Source organism: Nocardia sp. NPDC005366 (genome assembly GCF_040606855.1).
Lineage (GTDB): Bacteria > Actinomycetota > Actinomycetes > Mycobacteriales > Mycobacteriaceae > Nocardia.
This window is the reverse complement of the sequence record NZ_JBEXFQ010000017.1, coordinates 93,306-114,358: the sequence shown is the minus strand read 5'-3', so window position 1 is coordinate 114,358 and position 21,053 is coordinate 93,306. Positions and strand designations below refer to the sequence as shown.

The window sequence follows — 21,053 nt, the reverse complement described above, 5'->3', positions numbered from 1 at the left end:
CATGGCTAGCGCGCGCGGCAGGGGCATACGCGTCGGCTACGCGGTCGCCGCGCTGCTACTCGTCATCGGGATCTGGGAATCGGTGAAGGCGCTGGTGCCCGCACAGGGGGTGAGTCTGGGCGGGCAGCGGATTCTGCCGCGGACAACCGATGCCGCGCTGCCCCACGTGTGGACGGTTGTCACCGTGCTCGGCGAGCGCGACGGCAAGGGCACGGTGGGCGCGACACTGCTGCGCACGGCGGGATTCACCTTCGGTCTGGCATTGCTCGCCTTGCTGATCGGCACCGTGGTCGGGGTGGCGCTGGCGGTGCTGATGCAGCGCTTCGCCTTCGTCGAACGCGGACTGTTGCCGTATATCGTGATATCGCAGACGGTTCCGCTGATCGCCTTGGCTCCGCTCGTCGCGGGGTGGGGCGGCAGGGTCGTCATCGCGGGCGAGCCGTGGCGGCCGTGGATGAGTATCGCGGTGATCGCCTCCTATCTGGCGTTCTTCCCCATCGCGGTCGGCATGTTGCGCGGGCTGCAAGCACCGTCCAAGGCATCGGTCGAACTGTTGCACAGCTATTCGGCGAGCTGGTGGAATACCCTGGTACACCTGCGTTTTCCCGCAGCGGTGCCGCATTTCCTGCCCGCACTGCGGCTGGGCGCCGCCGCATCGGTGATCGGCGCCGTCGTCGCCGAGATCTCCACGGGAACGGCGGGCGGGATCGGCCGCCAGATCATCGTGTTCTCCCAGCAGGCCACCGGTGATTCGGCGCGGCTGTATGCCGCGGTAGCCGCCGCCGCGTTACTCGGTATCGCCGTCACCGGCGTGGTCGGGGTCGCCGAATTGCTGTTGCGCCGCTACACCAATCCCGCCGGGGTCGACGCGTCGAGAGGTGTCGTGTGAGTCCGGATCGGATACGGCTCGGTAGCGCCTCGCGGCAGGTGCGCCGGCTATCAGCATTCGGCCGTCCCATCCGGGTCGGCAGTTCGTCAGGAGGTACCCGTTGACGGCGAAGCGACATCCCGCCACCACGACGTTGGGCGCTATATCGACTGACGGCCCCGCGTCGGTCTCCGCGCCCGATCCGTCGCCCGCCGACGAACGGCCCGCGTCGGCGGAATCGGTTCCCGCCGTGGAACTCGTTCACGTCGGAAAGATCTTCGCGGCGGGTGCGGTGACCGCGCTGTCCGATATCTCGCTCACCGTCGCCGCGGGCGAATTCGTCTCGCTCATCGGTCCTTCCGGCTGCGGCAAGTCGACGCTGCTGCGCATCGTGGCGGATCTGGAGCGGCCGTCGAGCGGATCGGTGACCGTCCACGGGAAATCCGCCCGACAGGCCAGAATCGACCAGGACTACGGCATCGCCTTCCAGCAGGCCGGACTGCTGGACTGGCGCACCGTGCAGGCCAATGTCGAACTTCCGATGGAACTGCACCGGGTGCCCAAGGCCGAAAGACGCTCGCGCAGTGCGGAATTACTCGAGATGGCGGGGCTCACCGATTTCGCGAAGCGATATCCGGCCGAACTCTCGGGCGGGATGCAGCAGCGTGTCGCGATCGCGCGGGCGCTGGCCCGCAAACCCTCCCTGCTGCTGATGGACGAACCCTTCGGCGCGCTGGACGAGATGACGAGGGAACGCATGCAGGGTGAATTGCTGCGGATCGCGGGGGAGACCGGCGCGGCCGTGGTTTTCGTGACCCATTCCATCCCGGAAGCGGTATTCCTCTCCGATCGGGTGGTGGTGATGTCCCCGCGCCCGGGACGCCTCACCGATATCGTGCCGACCGGCGGGTGGGGCCGCGATACCGGGCCGGACGACGACGTACGTGCCAGCACCCCGTTCTTCGACGCTGTCGCCGCCGTACGCGAGGCATTGCGCGGCGGTCACGACGAGTCGGCGGTGGCGGGACGGGATCTGCGATGAGGGCGGCGCCGCTGAGATCTGTTCTGCCCCCGATCGTTTTCGGTGTCGGCGGGCTCGTGCTGTGGCAGGTGCTGACCGTCGCCGCGGACGTCCCGTCGTTCCTGCTGCCTGCGCCGACCGATATCGCCGAGCAGTTCGCCGAGAATTTCGACCGCATCCTCGACGCCGCCACCGCTACCGGCGCCAATGCCCTCATCGGTCTGCTGATCGGCGCCGTCTTCGGCATCGCCGCCGCCATGGTCGCGGTGCGATTCCACATCGTGGACGGTCTGCTCACCCCATTGGCCGCCGCCGCGGCGGCCGTGCCGATCGTGGCGTTGGCGCCGCTGCTGAACTCCATGTACTCGACGACCACCGATACCCCGCGCCGCATGGTCGTCACCGTCGTGGTGTTCTTCCCGATGTTCGTCAGCACCGCCAAAGGCCTGCGCCAGGTACCGAAGGTGCAGCAGGATCTGATGACCTCCTACGCCGCGGGCGGGTGGCAGGTGACCCGCGCCGTGCGGCTGCCCGCCGCGCTGCCCTATCTGTTCACCGGCCTGCGTATCGCGGCGCCGGGCGCGGTGATCGCCGCCGTCATCGCCGAGTATTTCGGCGGACTGCAGAACGGTCTCGGCAGCCGGATCACCTCGGCCGCCGCCAATACCGCCTATCCCCGGGCCTGGGCCTACGTCGTCGGCGCCATGCTCGTCGGCCTGCTCTTCCTCGCCGTCGTCCTACTCCTGGAATTCCTCACCCGTCGACCCCGAACCTCGCTATGGAGATCGATATGACCAAGACCGCCCGGAGATTACGTGCCTGTCTCGCGCTGGTAGCGGTGGCCGCCGCCGCGCTGACCGGTTGCAGTACCACCGACGATTCCTCGGCCACCACCCCGGACGGGCTCACCAAGGTGCGCCTGCAACTGCAATGGTTCAAGCAGGGGCAGTTCGCCGGCTACCTGGCCGCGGTGGACCAGGGCTTCTACAAAGCGCAGGGACTGTCGGTCGAAATCCTCGACGGCGGAACGGATATCGTGCCGCAGACGGTGCTGGCGCAGGGGCAGGCCGATTACGCGATCGCGTGGGTGCCCAAAGCGCTGGCCGCGCGCGAGGCGGGAGCGGGCATCACCGAGGTGGCGCAGATCTTCCAGCGTTCGGGCACCAAACAGGTGTCGTTCAAAGCCGACAATATCGCCGGGCCCGCCGCGCTGCGCGGCAAGTCGGTCGGAAACTGGGGCTACGGCAACGAATTCGAACTCTTCGCGGGGATGACCAAGGCGGGTATCGACCCGGCCAAGGATGTCACCCTGGTCCAGCAGCAGTTCGATATGAACGCGTTCCTCGCCAAGGACATCGCCGCCGCCCAGGCCATGTCCTACAACGAATACGCGCAGCTGCTGGAGACGAAGAATCCGGCCACCGGAAAGCTCTACACCGCAGACGATTTCAGCACGATCGACTGGAATGCCGAGGGCGTCGCCATGTTGCAGGACGCGATCTGGGCCAATTCCGAGAAGTTGAAGGATCCCGAGTATCAGGATCAGACAGTGCGTTTCATCGCCGCGTCGCTGCAGGGCTGGGCCTTCTGCCGCGACAATGTCGACACCTGCCGCGATATCACCGTCGCCGCCGGATCGACACTGGGCGCCACCCATCAGCAGTGGCAGATCAACGAGGTGAACAAACTGATCTGGCCCTCGCCCGCCGGAATCGGCGTGGTCGATCGGACGGCGTGGGATCGGACCGTGAAAATCGCCAAGGAGACCAAGAATCAGGACGGTGCCACCGTGCTGAAACAGGATCCGGACGCGGACGCGTTCACCAACGACTATGTCACGAAGGCACTCGAGATCCTGAAATCCGGCGGCACCGATGTCACCGGAGCGGCATTCACGCCGATTCAGGTGACCCTGACCGAAGGTGGGAAATAGGTGACCGCCGACGATCATGTCTTCTACCCGTGGAGCGCGCAGGGCGGGCCGAATCCGGTGGCGATCACCCGGGCGTCGGGTTCCTGGTTCTGGGACGAGAACGGTAAGCGCTACCTCGACTTCTCGTCCCAGCTGGTGAATGTCAATCTCGGCCATCAACATCCGGATCTGGTCGCGGCGATCCTCGCCCAGGCGCGGGAATTGACGACCATCTCCCCGACCGTCGGCAATCGGGTCCGCAGCGAACTCGCCCGGCTGATCGTGGAACGCGCACCGGGAGACCTGAACCGGGTGCTGTTCACCACCGGCGGCGCGGAGGCGGTGGAGCACGCGGTGCGGTTGGCGCGTAGTTTCACCGGCCGCACCAAGATGCTGTCGGCCTACCGCTCCTACCACGGTGGCACCGGCGTGGCGATCGGGCTGACCGGGGAGCCGCGCCGCTGGGGCGCGGAGCCGACCAATGTGGACGTGGTGCGGTTCTTCGGGCCTTACCCCTACCGATCACCGTGGGGCACAACGACTCCCGAGGAGGAGACGGCCGCGGCGCTGAAACATCTGCGGCAGGTGATCGAATTGGAGGGCCCGGCCGCCATCGCCGGACTCATCCTGGAGACCGTGGTCGGCACCAATGGTGTGCTTGTGCCCCCGCCGGGCTACCTCGCCGGAGTGCGCGCGCTGTGCGACGAATTCGGCATCGTCTACATCGCCGACGAGGTGATGGTCGGATTCGGCCGGGTAGGAGAGTGGTTCGCGGTGGACGCGTTCGACGTCGCACCGGACCTCATCACCTTCGCCAAGGGCGTGAACTCCGGATACGTGCCGCTCGGCGGCGTGCTGATCGCCGAGCGCATCGCCGCGCGCTACGACGAGGCGGTCTATCCCGGCGGGCTCACCTACGCCGGTCATCCGCTGGCCTGTGCGGCCGGGGTGGCCTCCATCGCCATTTTCGAACGCGAGGGAATTCTCGACCATGTGCGTTCGGTCGGCACGGATGTCCTCGGAAAGGGGATGCGGGAGTTGGCCGCCCGTCATCCGAGTGTCGGCGAGGCGCGCGGGCTCGGGTTCTTCTGGGCGCTCGACCTGGTTCGTGATCCGCGCACGAGGCAGCCCTTGATTCCGTTCGCGGCCTCGGGCGCCGCGGCCGAACCCATGGCCGCGGTCACCGCCGCGGCCAAGGAGCGCGGATTATGGCCGTTCAACGCGGGCAATCGTTTCCAGATCGCGCCGCCGCTGACGACGTCCGCCGAGGAGATCCGTACCGGACTCGAGATCATCGACGCGGTGCTCGAGGTGGCCGACGACTACGTCCAGACGAGCTGAGCGCGGGCGCGGGGTCGCGCGGCGGGTGCGGCGTCGACCGTTCGACGCGCCGCCCCCCGGGTGACCGACAGTCCGAGTCGGCCCGCGCTCCCGCGTGGCTGTCGCACACGTCTAAGCTGGCGCTATGACAGCTGGGCAGACCGAGATCTGGCACAACCCGCGGTGCACCAAGAGCCGTAACGCGACGGCATACCTCGATGAGGCCGGAGTCGAGTACACGGTGCGCCGTTACCTCGACGACCCGCCGACGGCCGAGGAATTGCGCGCGGTGCTGGAACGTCTCGGCGCCGAACCCTGGGATATCACCAGGACCGGCGAACAGATCGCGAAAGATCTCGGTATGCCGGAATGGGGCAGGACCGCCGCCGACCGGGATCGCTGGATCGAGGCGCTGGCCGCCAACCCGAAACTGATCCAGCGTCCGATCGTGCTGACCGCGAACGGCGCGGCGGTGGTCGCCCGCACCGACGAGGCGCTGCGCTCGCTGGGCTGACCCGCTCCACCTGCGCGTCCCCCTGCTCGCGGGCGGGACCACCGCGCGGTTCACGGGGCGCGACGTGCGGTCTTGCCTGCGTGTCCCACGGTGCCGCGCGAACGGTCGCGTGGGCGGGAGTGCTCCGGGCGACTGTTTGATCTAGGGTCGGCCGAATGAAGGTACAACTGCGCCACAACCCCGCGTCGACCATCGCGCGGTGTTTCCTCGCGGGCGGCGAGCCGATGAGAGTCGAAAGCGGTGCCATGGTGGCCCATTCGGCGGGAGTCGCGTTGCAGGCCAAGGCCGAGGGCGGCATTCTCGCCGGTCTGAAGCGTTCGGTACTGGCGGGGGAATCATTCTTCGTCTCGACGTTCACCGCGCCGCCGCAGGGCGGATGGGTGGATGTGGCGCCCGCGTTACCCGGCGACATGCTGAACCTTCAGATCAGTCCGGACCGGCCGTACTTCATCAGCCGCGGCGGTTGGATCGCCAATTCGAACGGCGTGCAGGTAGAAAGCAAATGGGGTGGCTTCTCGCATCTATTCGGTGGTGAGGGCGGTTTCGGTCTGCGCGCGCACGGCGAAGGGGAAATCGTTGTCGGTGTTTTCGGCGCGATCGATGTCATCGATTTGCAGCCGGGAGAGCCGGTCACCATCGACACCGGGCACGTGGTCGCCTACGACCTGGCGATGAATTTCACTATCCGGCGAGCGGTTTCGGGGCGTTCGATCCAATCGCTGAAATCCGGTGAGGGTTTCGTCTTCGATTTCGTCGGGCCGGGCCGGGTGCTGCTGCAGACCCGCAATCCCGGCGCATTCGCCGTGTGGGCGAGTTCGATGGCTTCCAACGGCTGACCACCGTGGGGGCCATGTCGCGCGCAGTGCATAACGCAGTGGTCACCTGGTGTTAGTCTGCCCGATACCGGGGTCCTCGATGCTGTGGGCTCCGTCTGAACACCGAAATTGAGGATTGACATCCATGGAGCTTCTCGAAGTACTCGCCCTTATTCTGCAGACCGCGCTCGCCGCCGCATCGGGTAGCGCGGCGTAATCGATCGAATAGGTGGCGGCAACCCATCGGTGAGAAATCCCGGTGGGTTGTTGTATTTGCGGCGGGATCAGGCGATCATGTCGCCGATCAGCACCGGGTGCGAACGGACTGCGGGAACCGCCCGCCGCGTCGGCCGATTTGCCCCCTGACGAAAACATCGTGTGGGCTACCATCCCGCTGATTACGCCGCGGTAGGACTCGGCGGAAAGCACGTCGGACCGCGATATCGAACATCCCGTGTCGCCGACGAAACATTCGCTGTGCTGGTCGGACTAGACTCGGCCGCGGACACAGTCTCGTACTTCACCCACAGCGATCATTCTCTCATCGTGGAGGTTCTATGCCCCGCGTCGTTGATGTGAACGTCACGTTGTTCGGCGAAGATCTCGACATCGAGCAACTCGATGGCAGCGCCCGGCAGCTTCGATCGGAGTTGTTGGATCTCGATGTCGATCACGTCACCCCGGTTACCGGTGGGCCCGCTCCGGAGGGCACCCGTGGCCTCGGTCCGGAACTGGTCGGTCAGCTCGTCGTCGGCATCGGTCCGGGCCTGGTAGCGCTCCGTCAGCTATTGGACACGCTGCGCGGCTGGCGGTCCAACCAGAATAATCTCGCGGTCAGCGTGCAGATCGGCGAGGACCGACTCGAGCTGACGAATACGTCACCGGAGACGGAGCGGCAACTGGTGACCGCCTTCATCGAGCGTCACGCGAGCGCGTGAGCATCGGGAGGCCGTGCCTGATTCGGTTCGGCGTGCACTCCAGACGCCGCGACTATTGCCACGACCGCGACCGCGACCGTCATCGTCAGGAGGAAGATGATGATGACTTCGGGGTTGAGGTTATCGGGCGTGGGCAGCCGAATCGAGTAATAGGCAACGAGCCCGGCCGCGCCGCACCAGCCGGTGAGGAGAGCGACCCCGAACTCGCGCGGTACCGTGACCGCGGCGCAGACCGGTATCGCGAGCGCCATGACCATCAAGGACAGGACTCCCCACCGTTGTGGGGCTTCCGAGCATTCGGTGACGGCATAGTAGAGAATGGGCGCTATCCCGAGGCCGAGACCGCCCATCGTCCGCGAGCCGGTGTCGGTGGGCAGCTGGAACCGGAGTCGCACTCCGGGCGTTCGAATGACCGTCGACGCCGCGAAACCCGCGGCGAGCACCGATACGTGCAGTGCGACGAACCACAGCCACGTCGCCGCTCCCCAATCTGTCCAGGGGCCCCACTGATTCCACAGGAACCACGGCACGGTGGCATTGAACCCCAACGCGATGCCCGCGCCGATCAATCGCTCTCTCCGAGCACCGAGCAGGCATAGTCCGGCGCAACCTGCCAGTGTGGCCATCACGAATGCCGGTGCGACTACGTCGGGACCGAGATCGAGCACCCTCTCGTCGGATTCTCGGCCGTACGGCATGAAAGGGTTGAATGCCATCAGAATGGCGCCGCACACCATCAAAGCACCTGCGACACGCGGCAATACGACTGGATCTGATCGACGCGCGTCGACCGCATGGACCGGCTCTCTGGTCGGCTGCCGAGAATTCCCGAACCGCTCGGGGGAAGGCGGCGGGGTCCGCGTGGTCGGCTGTGGGCGGAGTCGCCGCGGTACAGCGGGGAAGGCGGCGGCTGCGTCGGTCGCGGCGGGGATCGGATGCGGTTGCGGTGGTTCGCCGGATTCGACGGACGCCGGCGACGGCGGTTTCTTCCGGTCGGTGATCGGCGCGGGAAACGGCGGAATGGGAGAGGGGATGTCCTGGTGTAGCGCGGCTTCGGCTGTCGACGATACAGCGCGGCTGTCGTCCTCGGCGAGTGTGCGCAAACTCTGTTGAGCGGCCTCGGCCAGCCCGAGATGCCTACCGTGCAGGAGCTTTTCGAGCTCACGAACGGCGACCGCGCGAACACTCGGCAGTGGATTGTCTATCAACATCTGGAGTTCGACGGGCAAGGGGATGGGTTCGGCCAGCCGCTGGTTGCGTCGGGCGATATGCAGCTCACCCTGCACACCGAACACCCATTTACCGGGTGTCTGGTTCGGCGAGGAAGCCCGCACTTTGCCGTAGACGTAGTCGTACAGCTCATCGAGGGTGATCAAACCATCCTGGTTTCTATCCGCCTCGCCTGTCGAAAGACCGTTGACCAACGCTCCGGTGAACACCGACGGGGCATCATCGGCGATGTCGGTGAGCTCCCCGCTTTCGAACGAATATTCCATCGCGCTCGACGCGGTGATCACCGCACGACCTCGCCCGCTCAATTGCTCCAGGTTCATTCCGGTCCCCGCCCGGTGGGTCATGCCCCTTTCGAAGGCGCCCGCGTAGCAGCAGTCCAATAACAACACGATGCGCCGCGATCGACTTCGGTTCATCCGGCGGTTCACGAACTCCGCTGCCACACCCGTGGCGCCCAGGCGCCCCAGCTTCGTATTGGACGCGGCGAAATACAGCTCTCCGCCCTCATCTTTGACGCCGTGGCAGGAGAAATGCAGCAGCAACAGATCTTCAGGACCTCGGTCAGCGAAGAATCCCTCGACCGCCTCGCATACGACATGCGCGGGCTCGTTCATCGAGGTATGCACGTCGAAGCCCCCGATCAGCGGATCCTGCAGAACCTCGGCGAGCGCCTGCGCGTCACGGGTGGGAGCTCTCAACTTTCGCAGACTCGGATCCAGATAGTTATCGCAAGCAACTATCAGTGCGCTGCGTTGACCAGCAACCATGATTCACCTGCCCGGCATGCCGATTACTGCGGTTGACGACAATCTCTGTTCGGCCGACGACTGTTCGTAGGGTGCGAACAGTCGTCGCGACTCATTTCTTCCTGCGGAACGGCGAACAAATGTCCCCGATCCGACCAATACTGATCGCGTCGCATACCGATCGCATGAGTAGTGCGGTACCCGACCGTCGCAACCAGGCGCTACCTGCATCCTCGGCTGTGCCACGACCGAGTAGTCGACGGCCTCGCTCGCCACCGCCCGACTCGGTGATACACGCCCGACTCGCCTGGAACGGCCGGAGAAACCTCGCCGCGTCAGAAACCCTGCCTGCCAACTGCTTTCAGACCAGGCCGCGCTTCGAGCCAGACCTGGCCCTCGTTCACCGGGTTCGTGGGGCGCACGGATTCGGAAGTGCCGACATCGTGGCCAGGTCGCAGATGCCGGTGGTCAATATCTGAAAGGGGGCAACGACCATGAGCACGAGAATTCCGATGATGTCGCCGCGCTGGACCAAACCCACGCCCGTGCCCGCTGCCGTCGAGCCGGAGTCCGCTGCCGCCGAGCCGGTTCCGGCTGCTATGGCGGTCACCGGGGCGGGGTCGGTCGGTTCGGCCGTCGCGCCGGCGGCGGTGAGGACGAGAGTCGCCGCCGCGGCCGAGGCGACGGCGAGGTGAAGGGACGTACGCATCATTGCGCTCCTCTATTGGTGAATAGTGATTCACATAGTAGCGAAGATGCGCACGGCTGTACGGGGAATCGCGGGGGGATGATCAGTGCCTGTGGCGCGGCGCTCTCCCCATGGATTCGAGGAGCTGTTGCCTGTTAACTGCGTGAACTCATCGGTGGACCGCCCCGTCGAAGCGGGAGGAGGTGAATGCCGGTGCGCGTCGCGTCCGTCGAGTGACGGAGTGGATTCATGACTAGAATCTGCCGTCACTTAATGCTCGAGCGGTAGGAACTCGTCCGGCTCGTGCGCGTGAGCACGAGCTGTGGGAGGCGGTAGGGAGATGCGAGCCCTGGTCGGTATCGGCACCGAGTTGTCGGTTGGCGTGTACGTCGGTGATATCTGTTGGCAACTACGCAGTCCTACCGTGGCGGCGTGAATGAGTCGCTGGCGTGGTCGGGTGGTCTTGCCGACCGCCTCGACGAACTTCGTACCGAGCTCGTTGCCGCCGCCGCGGACGAGCGATTGCCCGAGGTGTATCCAGGCCATCGAGCCAGCGCCGCGAATCTGGCGCAGTATGTCGCTCTGCGCCAACGGGATATTCGTGATTTGCAGGCCGATCTGGCGGTGCTCGGCCTCTCGTCGTTGGGCCGGTCGGAAGCACACGTGTTGGCCTCGGTGGACGCGGTGCGCGCGGTGGTGGCCGCCCTGTCCGGTCGCGCGGTGTCACAGTGCGCGCCGGAACCGGTCGACTTCACTTCCGGCGATCGACTGTTACGGGGCAACGCGAACATGCTGCTCGGGCCCGCTCGCAGTGGCAGGCGTACACGGATCATGGTGACTTTGCCTACCGAGGCGGCCGACGACGCCGGATTGGTCGATCGACTCGTGAGCGCGGGGACGGAACTGGTCCGGGTGAACTGCGCGCACGATGGTCGCGCCGAGTGGGCGAAGATGATTGCCAACGTGCGCGCCGCCGCGCGGGCGCAGGGCCGCCACGTGCAGGTGACGATGGATCTGGGCGGTCCGAAGGTACGCACCGGCCCGATCCGGGCCGGGGCCGCTGTCGTCCATGTCAAGCCGGTCCGTGACGAACTCGGCCGGGCGGTGACGCCCGCCCGGGTCTGGCTGACCGGGCCATCGGGCCCGCCTGCCGTCGAGGGGGTGCGAGTACCGGTATCGGAGGAGTCGTGGCCGCGCCGACGGAAGGTCGGCGAGTCGATCTCCTTCCGGGACGCGCGCGGATCCGCCCGCCGCCTCGTCATCGAGACGACCGCACCCGAGGGATGCCTCGCCGAGTTGGCCGATACCGCGTATCTGGTGCCCGGCACCGAATTGACCGGCTCCCACGATGATGTGACAGTGGTGGACGACCTGCCGCGCCGCGAGCAGAAGCTGACGCTGCACACCGGCGACCTACTGCTTGTGGTCGACGATCCGGAGCCGGTCGACCCGACAGCCACCCCGGCGCGGATCGGTTGCACCCTGCCACAGATCTTCGAGGACGCGCGGGTCGGTCAGCGAGTGTTCTTCGACGACGGCAAGTTCGGTGGTGTGATCGAGTCGCTCCAGCCGGGCGGGCTGGGTGTACGGATCACCGACGCTGCGCCGCGCGGCGTCCGGCTCGGCGCGGGAAAAGGCATGAATCTGCCCGACACCACATTGCGGCTGCCCGCGCTGACCGGTAATGACGTCGAGAACCTGCCGTTCGTGGTCGAGCATGCCGACGCCGTGAGCCTGTCATTCGTCCGCAGCGGTGCTGATGTCGCCCTGCTGCAAAGCCATCTGAGCGACCTCGGGGGCACCGAACTCGGCCTCATCCTCAAGATCGAGACCGTAGCCGGCTTCGAAAATCTCCCGGAGATCTTGTTCACCGCGATGCGATGGCCGCGAGTCGGTGTGATGATCGCGCGCGGGGACTTGGCGGTCGAAGCGGGCTATGCCCGCCTCGCCGAGGTTCAGGAGGAAATTCTCTGGTTGTGCGAAGCGGCGCATGTCCCCGTCATCTGGGCCACCCAGGTGCTGGACACCCTCGCCCGCACCGGCAGACCCTCGCGGGCAGAGGTGACCGATGCGGCGATGTCGGGCCGAGCCGAGTGCGTCATGCTCAACAAAGGTCCGTTCATCGATCACGCCGTGACCTTCCTCGATGACATCCTCACCCGGATGGCCCAGCATCAGAGCAAGAAGAATCCGCTACTGCGCCAACTTCGTTCGTGGGACGACCCGGGTCCCGCGGAGTAGGACCGGCACAGTCGATCCGGGATCACTCCCTTGCGGCAGTCCCTTGACTCAGAGTTGCACACCGACGCGGGCGATGTCATCGCGCCGGTGGGCCAGGACGGGATATCCGGCGTCGATGAACAACCTCATCATCATGGAATTGGTTGGTATCACGTCGGCGACGAATCGCTGCACACCGCGTGCCCGCGCCAAGTCGGTCAGCTGTCGCAGGAGTTCGGCGCCGACCACGACCGTGTTGTCGTGCGCGATGATCAACGCCACTTCCGCTGTGGTGGTGGTCTTTCCCGCGATGAAATTCGCGACCCCGACGAGTTGATCGCCGATGAAGGCCCCGAGGGCGCCGTATGCCGGATCACCTCGACCGATGGCGACCGCGACTGCCCTCAGATCCCTCGGATCCGACGCTGTGAACCGAAAAATACTGCCTGTGCGCGGAATGCGCGCGTCGAAATCGAGCACAGCGTCCGCGTGGTCGGGACCGAGCTGGTGAATGATGACGGCGGCCGGGTCGTCGGCGAGGGTGTCGGCGGTGGTCAGGGTCGCCTCCTATGTCTGTTCCGCAAAGTCCAACAAGACCCGGCCGGTGTGTGTCGCGCTTCGCCCGGGCCCGACGCTTGGCCGGGCGAGGCCCTCCTGCGCCGAGGCACGATAGGTGCTGGTCGAGGCTGGCCGCACATCGATCGGTTGTTACAGCCTAGGTCGGCGTTCGACCGCCAATCGGTACAGTAGGTGACGAATCCGAGAACGGTCCGCGACGATACCGAACGTTGAAGCTATTGTTGTGCAGGGTATTTCGATGACGGCCGGTCCGCCTCGACGGTCGTGGCGGCTGTGTCCGTAGCCGGTAGGCCCGTTACCCGCTTGCCGGGGCAGGAGCTGTCATGTTCGAACGTCACGACCCGATGACCCTGATGCGCGACGCCTGCGCGGCCGCTGATCGGGACGACCGAGCCCAGGTGCGGGTGGTTACGCGTGAACGGACACTTCCGGGGAGGCGGGGCTCGATACCGATCCGTGACTACCTCCCCGCGCGATCTCGTGAAGGCGCGACAGCGTGCGCGGGCTCGCCGGATACCGGCAGTTGACCCCGCCCGCTGTCCACCGGATGAACCTCAACTACGTCGGCCACGAGGACCTGCTCAACAGCGGCGCCTTTCCCGGCGGCGGCGACCTCACCGGACTGCCGCCCGCTCTGCTGCTCGACGCCGACCACGACACCCTTCGCGCCTCGGGCGATACCTTCGCCGCCGAACTCGCCGCCGCCGGAGTCCCGGTGCGATACACGGTGGTGCCGCATTCCTGGCACGGATACCTGAATCGATACCGGCTCAATGGAATCCGCTTCGCGTTGGCCGCGATGACCGGTTGGCTGGACGAGAAAACCGCGAGCGCGGTCAGTTGAGCCCGCGAGAACCTGCCCAGCGCCTACGAGCCGCGCGAGTAGCCCGACCGGGTGTCCGCGGACCGTCAGGTCGCGCTGTCGGCCGTCCAGGATCCATCGCCGAGATCCCAGAGATCGTCGCGGTCCAACGCCGCGGGGAACAACCCGAAGGTCCGGCGGCAGGTTCGGGTCAGGTGCGCGCTGTTGTCGAAACCGGCCGCGTCCGCGGCGGCGGCGAGATCGTCACCGGAACGCACCCGGATGATGGCGACGCGCAACCGCAGCCAGAGGATATAGGGGCGCAGCGGAATCCCGACCTGGTCGGTGAACAGGTGGGACAGCCTGGCCGGTGAAAGTCCCACGCGCCGAGCGATATCCGCGCCGCGGATGGACCTGTCGTGTACCAGGGAGGGCAGCACCCGCAGGGCTTCGGTCACCGCGTTGTGCCGCGCGATCGGCGGTGGCGTCTCGCGATCGCAGCGCAGATCCGCGACGATCGCGGTGACCTGGTCGAGGAGTGCGGTCCGGGCCGGGTCGACGACGGATGCGTGGACGCCGCTGGTCCAGCCCCTGGTATGGGCGCGGCGGTCGGCGGCGGCCCCGGCGATCGTCTCCGGATCGAGGTAGAGCGCCGCGCCGTGCGTCGCGCCCCCGTCGATGCGGTGGGGCGCGTCGGCGGGCACGATGACCACGGTGCCGTGATGGTGCACACCACTGGCGTCCATCACGGTCAGGGGGGTGTTCGCGGCCAGAATCTGCACGGTGTGATGGGCGTGCAGATCGGTTTCGGTGATCGTGCCGCCGAAGGCCAGAATTCCTGGCCTCAGTAAGGCCGTGGCCCGGTGTGCTGTCTCGTCGGGCGCGCGAACGCCGCCCAGGCTTCGGGGTGTCGCGGACACCCCGTCGGTGACCAGAGCCTTCTCCATCGGACGCTCCCGGCAGGTGACGCGAATCCAGGTGCGGATTCCATGCCAATCTATCCGGGCGGCACCGCCGCGGTGATGGTTTCGGCCACCTGATCCAGGAATTCGCCGACGATCTTTCGGCCCGAGGGTGTAGCGGGGAACCGAGTGCGCAGGGCCAGCCCTTCCTCGGTGCGGGTGAACCACAGCTGGACATCGTCCGCCGGTGCGCCGCGGCTGAACTGTGCCGCGTTGCGCGGCCCGGTGCGGCTCGTCCCGCCGGGCAGCCGCCGGTAGTCGACATACGACACGGTGAACAGGTCCCGGCGGGTGCGGCGCAGACTCGGGCCCATGGCCGCGATCACCCGGGAGGCGGGAACCCGCGCCAATCGTCGTCCGGCCCGGATGGCAGCCTCGGCCGCGAGCGCGGTGGTGGTGAAGTCGCGCAGCGCGGGTATCCGGGCGGGCGCGTTGGCCACCAGCCACCCGAAGGTGTTGTGGTGGAGTGGTTCTCGCCGCGTGTGCACCGGGAACACCAGGTCGGTCATGGTGCGCCCGCCCGACTCCGCCGCGGCGAGCGCGACCGGGGCGAGCAGCGCCGCGAACAGTGAATGGCCGTTGGCGCGGGCCCCGCGATGCAGCGCGTCGGTGGCGACGGGTCCGAGCAGCGGACGCACATCGCCGCCGAACGGCGCGCGCTCGGTGAGTCCGAGGTCGATCGGGAAACGCGGCAGGTCACCGTACTTCGGCATATCGCCGTGGTTCGGTGTGTCACGGCACCGCGGCAGGTCAGCGCCCGCCGCGTACAGGAAGTCCCGCCAGCCGCGAAGCAGCGGTTCGGTGGCGGCGGAGGGCAGCGCGGCCTCTCCGGCGGCGTAGGACAGGAAACTTCCCGGTTCGGGCAGTCGCCGCGCGAGGGCCGCCACACCGTCGTGTCCGCGTCGACGGGCGGCCCGGTACAGCGCGTCGAGTTCGGTGACGGCGATGGCGATGGACCAGGCATCGCAGATGGCGTGGTCGAATCCGACCACCACCGAGGAGGTTTCCCGACGACTCACCGCGCCGAGGAAGTACGGGGGAAAGCGCGACGGTGAGCATGCCCGGTCGAGCCGGGCGGCGAGCAGCGCGCGCAATCGCTCGGCGTCGGACACCGGAATGGGCGCCCGTGCGGTGAGCCGGATATCGGTGTCGGCCACCAATCGGAGCGAGACCGGTGTCTGCGCGTCCGCCGGGCCGAAACAACAGTGCAGGGCGTCGTGGCGGGGGATCCACGCGCCGAAGGCGGCACCGAGGGCGGTCGCATCGATCGCGCCGGGCACCTCGAAATATGCGCCGAGCCAGGTGGTCGGACCGCGGTTCGCGAGGTGGATGGACTGGTTGGAGGTCGGCGGCGTGGCCGTCGGCCGCGGCTCGGAACCGGCGACAGCGCTCCATTCCAGGAGCAGACCGGGTTCGGCGTCGAGGTTATCCAGGAAGAGCAGGCGCATCAGCTGTGGCGGTGCGGTATTCACCGGTGCGGGCGACCGAGCGCAGAATATCTCGGAGGTGATGGAGATAGCGGGTCGCCGACGCGAGCGCGGCGTCGGTATCCGGGAACAGCACCGTGACGTGCAGGCGGTCGAGCTCCCGGCTGAACCACAACGGTGAGACCTGCCCGATTCTGCTGCGCGAACCCAGCCCGTGAATACCGCTCACCCGGGGTAGCGCATTCTCCAGCGCGGTACCGGACATGGCGCGGAGGTCCAGGTAAGAGACCCACGGGAAATCCGTGGTGGCGGGCATCGGCACTCCGGTGAGATCGGTGGCTCGGCCGAGCGCGGCGTGGATCGGGACCGCGGCCAGGGGTTTGACCGTATCCGCCGCCGTCGCGGCGCGCGCGATGAGGTCGGTGAACAGTCCGGCGCGGCCCACCTCGAAGGAGATCGGCAGCAGGTTGACGAACCAGCCCTGTGCGAGCCGGTATTTCGGTTCGTCGCGGGTGCCGACCACATTGAGGGCCAGGTAGTCGGTGCGCCCGGCGAGTTCGAGTTCGGCGAGGGCGATGACCGCGAAGAGGCCGGAGGAGAAGGTGTGGCCGAGGCTCTTGCAGAGATCGGAGAAGGCGTCGCATTCGGCGCAATCGAGCAGGTCGACGTCGTAGCCTCGGCTTTCGGCGAGTTCGCCGGACCGAAGTCCGAGCTCCCACGGCAGCGGCCGCACCCGGTGCGCGTTGTCGGCGAGCAGGGCCGCCATCGCGTCCAGTTCCGCCGACCCGGCCTCGGCGGCCGAGCGTTCGGCCGTGGCGAATTCGACATAGCTGCCCACCGGGAGCAGCGCGGGCTGCTCGCCACGGGCATAGGCCGTGTAGCAGCTGTGCAATTCGAAGACCGCGGACACCAGCGAAAGCCCGTCGCTGAAGGCGTGATCAGTGCTGTAGAGCAGGGTGAAACCGTCCGCGCCGTGGTCGATCGCGGCGCACACCACCGCGGGCCAGCGGGTGGGATCGGCGGCGGCACGGAATTCGGCCACGAGAATGTCGCGCAGGTGTTCGCCGTCGGTGAAGTGGCCCTTGTCCACGGTTTCGAGGTCGAGATCGGCGGCGTCGATCAGATAGCGGGCGGACACGAGCGCGTCCTCGGAAGCGTCGAACCAGCTGCGCAGTGTTTCGTGGCGGCGCAGGAATGTGGTGAAAGCGCGGCACAGCGCTTCACGGTCGAGTGGCATCGCGACGGTGAAGCACAGCGAGATTTCCGAGGCCAGCGGATTGTCGGTGCCGCGGCGTTCGGCCCAGCGACGGATATGGGACTCCTGCAGGAAGGTCGGCGGCGCGGGGGAGACAGTGGCGTCGATGACGGCTCTGCGGGTCGTCGCGGTGGGTGTGAACTCCACGAGCACACCGGGTTCGGGCAGCCAGTCTTCGGTGAGGGTCATTTCCATGTCAGCGGCGCTCCTCGGGCAGGTCGGATGGTGGCATCCCCATAGGCGGCGAATTCGGTGAGCAGCTCGCGCAGGCGCAGCACGTGGGTGTGGACATCGTGGGTCGCCCGCTCGTTACCCGGATAGCGGATGTTGAGGGAGACGCCGGCGGGCGTCCGCAGGAACCAGAAGTAGTATTCGTCGTCCGAGGCGGCGCGCCCGCGCAGCCATCTGGTGTCGGTATCGAGCCAGGTACCGGAGGCGGGCGCGAAGCGACAATCCATGTAGGACACCATGAAGGAGATGCGCGGCCGGATTTCCAGCAGTTCGCACACCCGCGCGAAGGGCACCGTCGCCGCCACCCTGACCCGGCGAATCTCGGTGCCCGCCGGGCCGATCAGATCCGAGATCCGCTGGGCCGCCGTACAGTTCAGTGCGAACGGGGCGAGTCCGACGAACCAGCCGAGGGTATTCGCCCAGCGCGGCTCACTGCGGGTGTGCAGCGGCACTACGGTGCGAAAATCCTGTCCAGCGCCGTTTTCGGCGGCGGTGGCCGCGAATGCCGCCAGCAGCACCGCGAACAGTCCCTGCCGCTGTCGTCCGGCATGGGCGGCCGCGGCGTCGGCGCCCGCCGAACCCAGGACCTCGATGGCAAGGGCGCGCTGGGCGCTCGGCCGCGGTGCTTCGGTCCGGTATCCGGAGACGACCGGGGTGGCGGTGACGTGGTGCAGGGTCGGTGCGTGCGTGCAAGCCGGCGCGTCCCAGGAAGGGGCGTCCCACGGCCAATTGTCCCGCCGGGAATCCTCGCGCGGCGAGCCCGGCGCCGGCGTGGCGCCGGTGAGGAAAGCGTCCCAGATCGCGACGGCCGGATCGGCGGTGGTGACCACCGCGGCAACGGCTCGCTCCCGGTCGCAGAAGTCGAGGTAGCTACCCGGATCGTCGGGGGCGGAGGGTATTCCGGCGCGGACTTCGTCGTAGATGGCGCGCAGTTCGCCGCCGGTCGCGATGGTGGAATAGCCGTCCATGATGGAGTGGTCGGCGGCGAGTAGGACGGTGAAGCCCGCGTCGGTGCCGATGGTGACGCAGACGTAGGCTGGCCAGCGCAGCGGCGAGGTGGCTTCGTCGACGAGTCGCTGGACCAGGTGGTGGGTCGCCACCGTCGACGCGGGGGAGCCCGCGGCGACGGGGTGCACGCCGATCGTGCCGGGTGGCGCCGTGTAGCGCGCCGGTCGTCCGTTCTCGATGGCGACATGGGTGCGCAATCCCTCGTGGCGGTCGATCCAGCGGTCGAGTGCGACCCGCCATGCCGTGACGTCGAGCGTGCCGTCCACCCGGAACGCGTGTCCGAGCCAGCACTGCCGGGGATCCGCACTGCGCGCCAGCGCGTCACGCAGATGCTGTTCGTGATTGTGGGACGCCGCGCGCTGGTCGCGCGGCCAGTCGGTCCACTGTGTCGTGGCCGTCGGCAGCCATTCGATGACGTGCCCGCCCGGAAGCGGGTAGTCGGCCAGTTCGATGAATTCCATCCCATACCTTCAGCTGTCGTCGCGAATTCTCGCGAGCACCGGTAATTCGCGATCGAAAACATGACCAGAATTACTGTCTCCGTAGGTCGGACTGGTTTGGCCTACTTTAGCGTCGACCCGTCGACCGTCGGATGGGAAAACGATAGGAGATACTTCTGCGGAATGTGACCATGAGTTGTGTCACGGTTATTGCCGCTATGGCCTCGGTAAATGCCTCGGGATGGTGCCGTATGGAATATATCGTGGCATCTTACCGGGGGCACGCAAGACATGCGGACTTCAAGTATCGGAAATATTGCCCGGCGTCCGGGTCGAGGGATGTCCGGTATTCATCTCGGGTTGGTGCGGCTTTCATGGCGGCAGTGGCGCACGACACCCCGCGGTGAGGCGGGGAAAGCCCGTGTTGGAACGAATGCGCCGCTTCGCCCGCGCTCGACCCGGGGGCGCCGCTCGACCGTTGGTGGTCGGCCTCGCACCCGGCCGACGATTATCCGCGGTGCGATTCGACGGCGAGCGACACCAACTCCGACATGTAGTCACCGTTGGTGGCGGCCAGCCGGATCGCCTCGGCGGGCGCGAAGGCGCGGACCTCCTGAATCTGCTCCGCGTCATCGGGATTCGTCGGGGCGGAGTCGAGGACGACATCGGCCGTGCACCAGAGAAAGGCTTTGCGCGGATGCGGCTGCCAATCCCGGTACGGTCGGGGATGATCGCTGATGCCGTGGTGCGCCCCGATCCATCGGACCGGTCCGACGGTCCGCGCGCCCGCTTCCTCCAGGAGTTCGCGGCGCACGCATTCGTCGATCGTCTCGTTCGCCTCGCGTGTGCCGCCAGGCACCAACCAGATATCGCGATCGTCGCGGCACAGCACGATCTCGTCGCCGAGGAAACAGACCACGTGGATATTGGTGACGAGTTCATCCGGCGGCAATTCGGTGGAGAACCGGACGTCGAGTCCGCCCCATTCCCAGCGGGCGGGAGTGTGCAGCAACGGATACCGTTCGGCGAGCGTCACATCCACCACGGTAACCGGGATCAGGGCAGGGCGAACAGCAACTGCTCCGGATCGGATCCGTCGCACTCGGCGCGGAAGGCGTTGCGGAACAACTCCTGATTGCGTTCGTTGCGACGCGCGGCGGTGCCGATTTCAGGATATACGCGGCATTCGGCGGCGCAGCGCAGCCAGTCGCGGGTGAACGCCGCCTCCTGGAATCGGGGGAAGTCGAAGGAGGGGCCGGTGGTCCAGCACATGCTGAGCATGCCGAGTTGCGCGTCGGCGGGCCAGGAATCGAAGGACGTGAACGGCATGATCACCGCCCCGTTGCTGTGGCGCGCCAAGCGTCCGCGGATCAGGGTCTCCAACTCGTCGAGGCGTTCGAAGACGAGCCGGTCGATCGCGCCGTTGGTCAGCCGCAGGTCGGTCAGTCGCTCGAAGCGACGCCAGCCCCCGCGGATGAGGTCGGTGCGACGTTTCACGGTGTCCCATGCCGCGTCGATATCGGTGTCGGAGGCGTAGGGTCCGCGCATACCGCGGCGCCACGGCAGTCGCCGGGACGCGGCCAGCGCCGTCGCTCGCTCGGTCGCGGTGGGGGAGCCGAGCTCATGCGTCGCATCGTCGAGTGTGATGCCGACGGCGGTGCTGACGCGTCCCCGGACATCCAGGTACATCCATGGCACCCGACCCTCCAGCGGCACATTGAACGGCAGCCAGACCTCGCGGACCGAGGCTTTCATCGGTATTTCTCCGTATTCCGGTGCGTAACGAACGAATTCGGGATTCACCTCCGATCCGACGCACCCCGACCGGGTAGTGGCCGCCCGCACGGTGGCCGGCGCCGTATCAGAATCGCCGCGCCGAACGGGGCGGACACGAGTAGCGGACTACTCGTGTTCGGTCACCGAGGCCGCCGAGTATCCGGGGAATCCTTCCGGATAGGTCATGATCCAGATGTAGGTGCCGAGGATCGCGATCCCGCCAAGGGCATACAGGTCGACCGGTCGCGGGGGCAAGCGGGCTGTGCCCCGCGGATCTGCCGGACGACGTGTCGGCGAT

The 21,053-nt window shown here is 67.0% G+C and carries 20 protein-coding genes; 10 read left to right on the top strand and 10 right to left on the bottom strand.

The features are described 5' to 3' along the window. Window position 1 precedes the first annotated feature (1 nt). The 8 genes from ABZS43_RS20640 (at window position 2) to ABZS43_RS20605 (ending at window position 7,388) form a co-directional block, all read left to right on the top strand. Window positions 2–889, top strand: coding sequence for an ABC transporter permease subunit (locus ABZS43_RS20640; protein WP_355037530.1), 888 nt, complete (start codon window positions 2–4; stop codon window positions 887–889). A gap of 100 nt (window positions 890–989) precedes the next feature. Next, the gene (locus ABZS43_RS20635) at window positions 990–1,910 is read left to right on the top strand and encodes an ABC transporter ATP-binding protein (protein ID WP_355037529.1); all 921 of its coding nucleotides are present in this window, start codon (window positions 990–992) and stop codon (window positions 1,908–1,910) included. After that, entirely contained in the window at window positions 1,907–2,683 is a 777-nt protein-coding gene (locus ABZS43_RS20630; protein WP_355037528.1) for an ABC transporter permease subunit, read from the top strand. Before ABZS43_RS20635 ends, ABZS43_RS20630 begins: the two co-directional genes overlap by 4 nt. Continuing rightward, window positions 2,680–3,822: an ABC transporter substrate-binding protein gene (locus ABZS43_RS20625; RefSeq protein ID WP_355037527.1), complete on the top strand. Its 1,143-nt coding sequence runs from the start codon at window positions 2,680–2,682 to the stop codon at window positions 3,820–3,822. The genes ABZS43_RS20630 and ABZS43_RS20625 overlap by 4 nt, the downstream gene beginning before the upstream one ends. Continuing rightward, on the top strand, window positions 3,823–5,142 hold the full coding sequence (locus ABZS43_RS20620; RefSeq protein WP_355037526.1) for an aspartate aminotransferase family protein: 1,320 nt from the start codon (window positions 3,823–3,825) through the stop codon (window positions 5,140–5,142). A 124-nt stretch (window positions 5,143–5,266) separates the two neighbouring features. Beyond that, complete coding sequence (locus ABZS43_RS20615) at window positions 5,267–5,635, top strand: arsenate reductase family protein (protein ID WP_355037525.1); 369 nt, start codon at window positions 5,267–5,269, stop codon at window positions 5,633–5,635. Window positions 5,636–5,790: 155 nt separating this feature from the next. Then, window positions 5,791–6,471, top strand: a complete 681-nt coding sequence (locus ABZS43_RS20610) for a TIGR00266 family protein (RefSeq protein ID WP_355037524.1) — start codon at window positions 5,791–5,793, stop codon at window positions 6,469–6,471. A gap of 536 nt (window positions 6,472–7,007) precedes the next feature. Further along, window positions 7,008–7,388, top strand: coding sequence for a hypothetical protein (locus ABZS43_RS20605; protein WP_355037523.1), 381 nt, complete (start codon window positions 7,008–7,010; stop codon window positions 7,386–7,388). Here the strand turns inward: ABZS43_RS20605 and ABZS43_RS20600 are convergent. Both ABZS43_RS20600 and ABZS43_RS20595 read right to left on the bottom strand, forming a co-directional pair. After that, complete coding sequence (locus ABZS43_RS20600) at window positions 7,373–9,388, bottom strand: caspase family protein (RefSeq protein ID WP_355037522.1); 2,016 nt, start codon at window positions 9,386–9,388, stop codon at window positions 7,373–7,375. The genes ABZS43_RS20605 and ABZS43_RS20600 overlap by 16 nt on opposite strands. A 379-nt stretch (window positions 9,389–9,767) precedes the next feature. After that, window positions 9,768–10,076, bottom strand: coding sequence for a hypothetical protein (locus ABZS43_RS20595; protein ID WP_355037521.1), 309 nt, complete (start codon window positions 10,074–10,076; stop codon window positions 9,768–9,770). Between the two features lie 411 nt (window positions 10,077–10,487). On the opposite strand from ABZS43_RS20595, the gene ABZS43_RS20590 reads away from it, so the two are divergent. Then, window positions 10,488–12,296 carry a pyruvate kinase gene (locus ABZS43_RS20590; protein WP_355037520.1) on the top strand — a complete coding sequence of 603 codons (1,809 nt, stop codon included), beginning with the start codon at window positions 10,488–10,490 and terminating at the stop codon, window positions 12,294–12,296. A 48-nt stretch (window positions 12,297–12,344) separates the two neighbouring features. Here the strand turns inward: ABZS43_RS20590 and ABZS43_RS20585 are convergent, their stop codons facing one another. Continuing rightward, window positions 12,345–12,755: a hypothetical protein gene (locus ABZS43_RS20585; RefSeq protein ID WP_355037519.1), complete on the bottom strand. Its 411-nt coding sequence runs from the start codon at window positions 12,753–12,755 to the stop codon at window positions 12,345–12,347. Between the two features lie 595 nt (window positions 12,756–13,350). On the opposite strand from ABZS43_RS20585, the gene ABZS43_RS20580 reads away from it, so the two are divergent. Then, window positions 13,351–13,698, top strand: coding sequence for an alpha/beta hydrolase fold domain-containing protein (locus ABZS43_RS20580; protein WP_355037518.1), 348 nt, complete (start codon window positions 13,351–13,353; stop codon window positions 13,696–13,698). Between the two features lie 65 nt (window positions 13,699–13,763). Here the strand turns inward: ABZS43_RS20580 and ABZS43_RS20575 are convergent, their stop codons facing one another. From ABZS43_RS20575 to ABZS43_RS20545, 7 genes are all read right to left on the bottom strand, one after another. Then, window positions 13,764–14,603, bottom strand: a complete 840-nt coding sequence (locus ABZS43_RS20575; protein WP_355037517.1) for a helix-turn-helix domain-containing protein — start codon at window positions 14,601–14,603, stop codon at window positions 13,764–13,766. 50 nt (window positions 14,604–14,653) lie between these two features. Next, entirely contained in the window at window positions 14,654–16,090 is a 1,437-nt protein-coding gene (locus ABZS43_RS20570; RefSeq protein ID WP_355037516.1) for a condensation domain-containing protein, read from the bottom strand. Further along, window positions 16,044–17,495, bottom strand: coding sequence for a condensation domain-containing protein (locus tag ABZS43_RS20565; protein WP_355037515.1), 1,452 nt, complete (start codon window positions 17,493–17,495; stop codon window positions 16,044–16,046). The genes ABZS43_RS20570 and ABZS43_RS20565 overlap by 47 nt, the downstream gene beginning before the upstream one ends. After that, the gene (locus tag ABZS43_RS20560; protein WP_355037514.1) at window positions 17,486–19,000 is read right to left on the bottom strand and encodes a condensation domain-containing protein; all 1,515 of its coding nucleotides are present in this window, start codon (window positions 18,998–19,000) and stop codon (window positions 17,486–17,488) included. The genes ABZS43_RS20565 and ABZS43_RS20560 overlap by 10 nt, the downstream gene beginning before the upstream one ends. 487 nt (window positions 19,001–19,487) lie before the next feature. After that, window positions 19,488–20,021, bottom strand: a complete 534-nt coding sequence (locus ABZS43_RS20555; RefSeq protein WP_355037513.1) for an NUDIX domain-containing protein — start codon at window positions 20,019–20,021, stop codon at window positions 19,488–19,490. 14 nt (window positions 20,022–20,035) lie between these two features. Continuing rightward, window positions 20,036–20,782, bottom strand: a complete 747-nt coding sequence (locus ABZS43_RS20550) for a hypothetical protein (protein ID WP_355037512.1) — start codon at window positions 20,780–20,782, stop codon at window positions 20,036–20,038. Between the two features lie 99 nt (window positions 20,783–20,881). Continuing rightward, window positions 20,882–21,010 carry a hypothetical protein gene (locus tag ABZS43_RS20545; protein WP_355037511.1) on the bottom strand — a complete coding sequence of 43 codons (129 nt, stop codon included), beginning with the start codon at window positions 21,008–21,010 and terminating at the stop codon, window positions 20,882–20,884. Window positions 21,011–21,053 lie beyond the last annotated feature (43 nt).

What these genes read in the sequence shown, in the direction of transcription:
- ABZS43_RS20640 (WP_355037530.1), top strand. Translation starts at nt 2, where the DNA reads ATGGCTAGCGCGCGCGGCAGGGGCATACGCGTCGGCTACGCGGTCGCC.
- ABZS43_RS20630 (WP_355037528.1), top strand. Translation starts at nt 1,907, where the DNA reads ATGAGGGCGGCGCCGCTGAGATCTGTTCTGCCCCCGATCGTTTTCGGT.
- ABZS43_RS20625 (WP_355037527.1), top strand. Translation starts at nt 2,680, where the DNA reads ATGACCAAGACCGCCCGGAGATTACGTGCCTGTCTCGCGCTGGTAGCG.
- ABZS43_RS20615 (WP_355037525.1), top strand. Translation starts at nt 5,267, where the DNA reads ATGACAGCTGGGCAGACCGAGATCTGGCACAACCCGCGGTGCACCAAG.
- ABZS43_RS20610 (WP_355037524.1), top strand. Translation starts at nt 5,791, where the DNA reads ATGAAGGTACAACTGCGCCACAACCCCGCGTCGACCATCGCGCGGTGT.
- ABZS43_RS20605 (WP_355037523.1), top strand. Translation starts at nt 7,008, where the DNA reads ATGCCCCGCGTCGTTGATGTGAACGTCACGTTGTTCGGCGAAGATCTC.
- ABZS43_RS20600 (WP_355037522.1), bottom strand. Translation starts at nt 9,388, where the DNA reads ATGGTTGCTGGTCAACGCAGCGCACTGATAGTTGCTTGCGATAACTAT.
- ABZS43_RS20595 (WP_355037521.1), bottom strand. Translation starts at nt 10,076, where the DNA reads ATGCGTACGTCCCTTCACCTCGCCGTCGCCTCGGCCGCGGCGGCGACT.
- ABZS43_RS20575 (WP_355037517.1), bottom strand. Translation starts at nt 14,603, where the DNA reads ATGGAGAAGGCTCTGGTCACCGACGGGGTGTCCGCGACACCCCGAAGC.
- ABZS43_RS20565 (WP_355037515.1), bottom strand. Translation starts at nt 17,495, where the DNA reads ATGGAAATGACCCTCACCGAAGACTGGCTGCCCGAACCCGGTGTGCTC.
- ABZS43_RS20560 (WP_355037514.1), bottom strand. Translation starts at nt 19,000, where the DNA reads ATGGAATTCATCGAACTGGCCGACTACCCGCTTCCGGGCGGGCACGTC.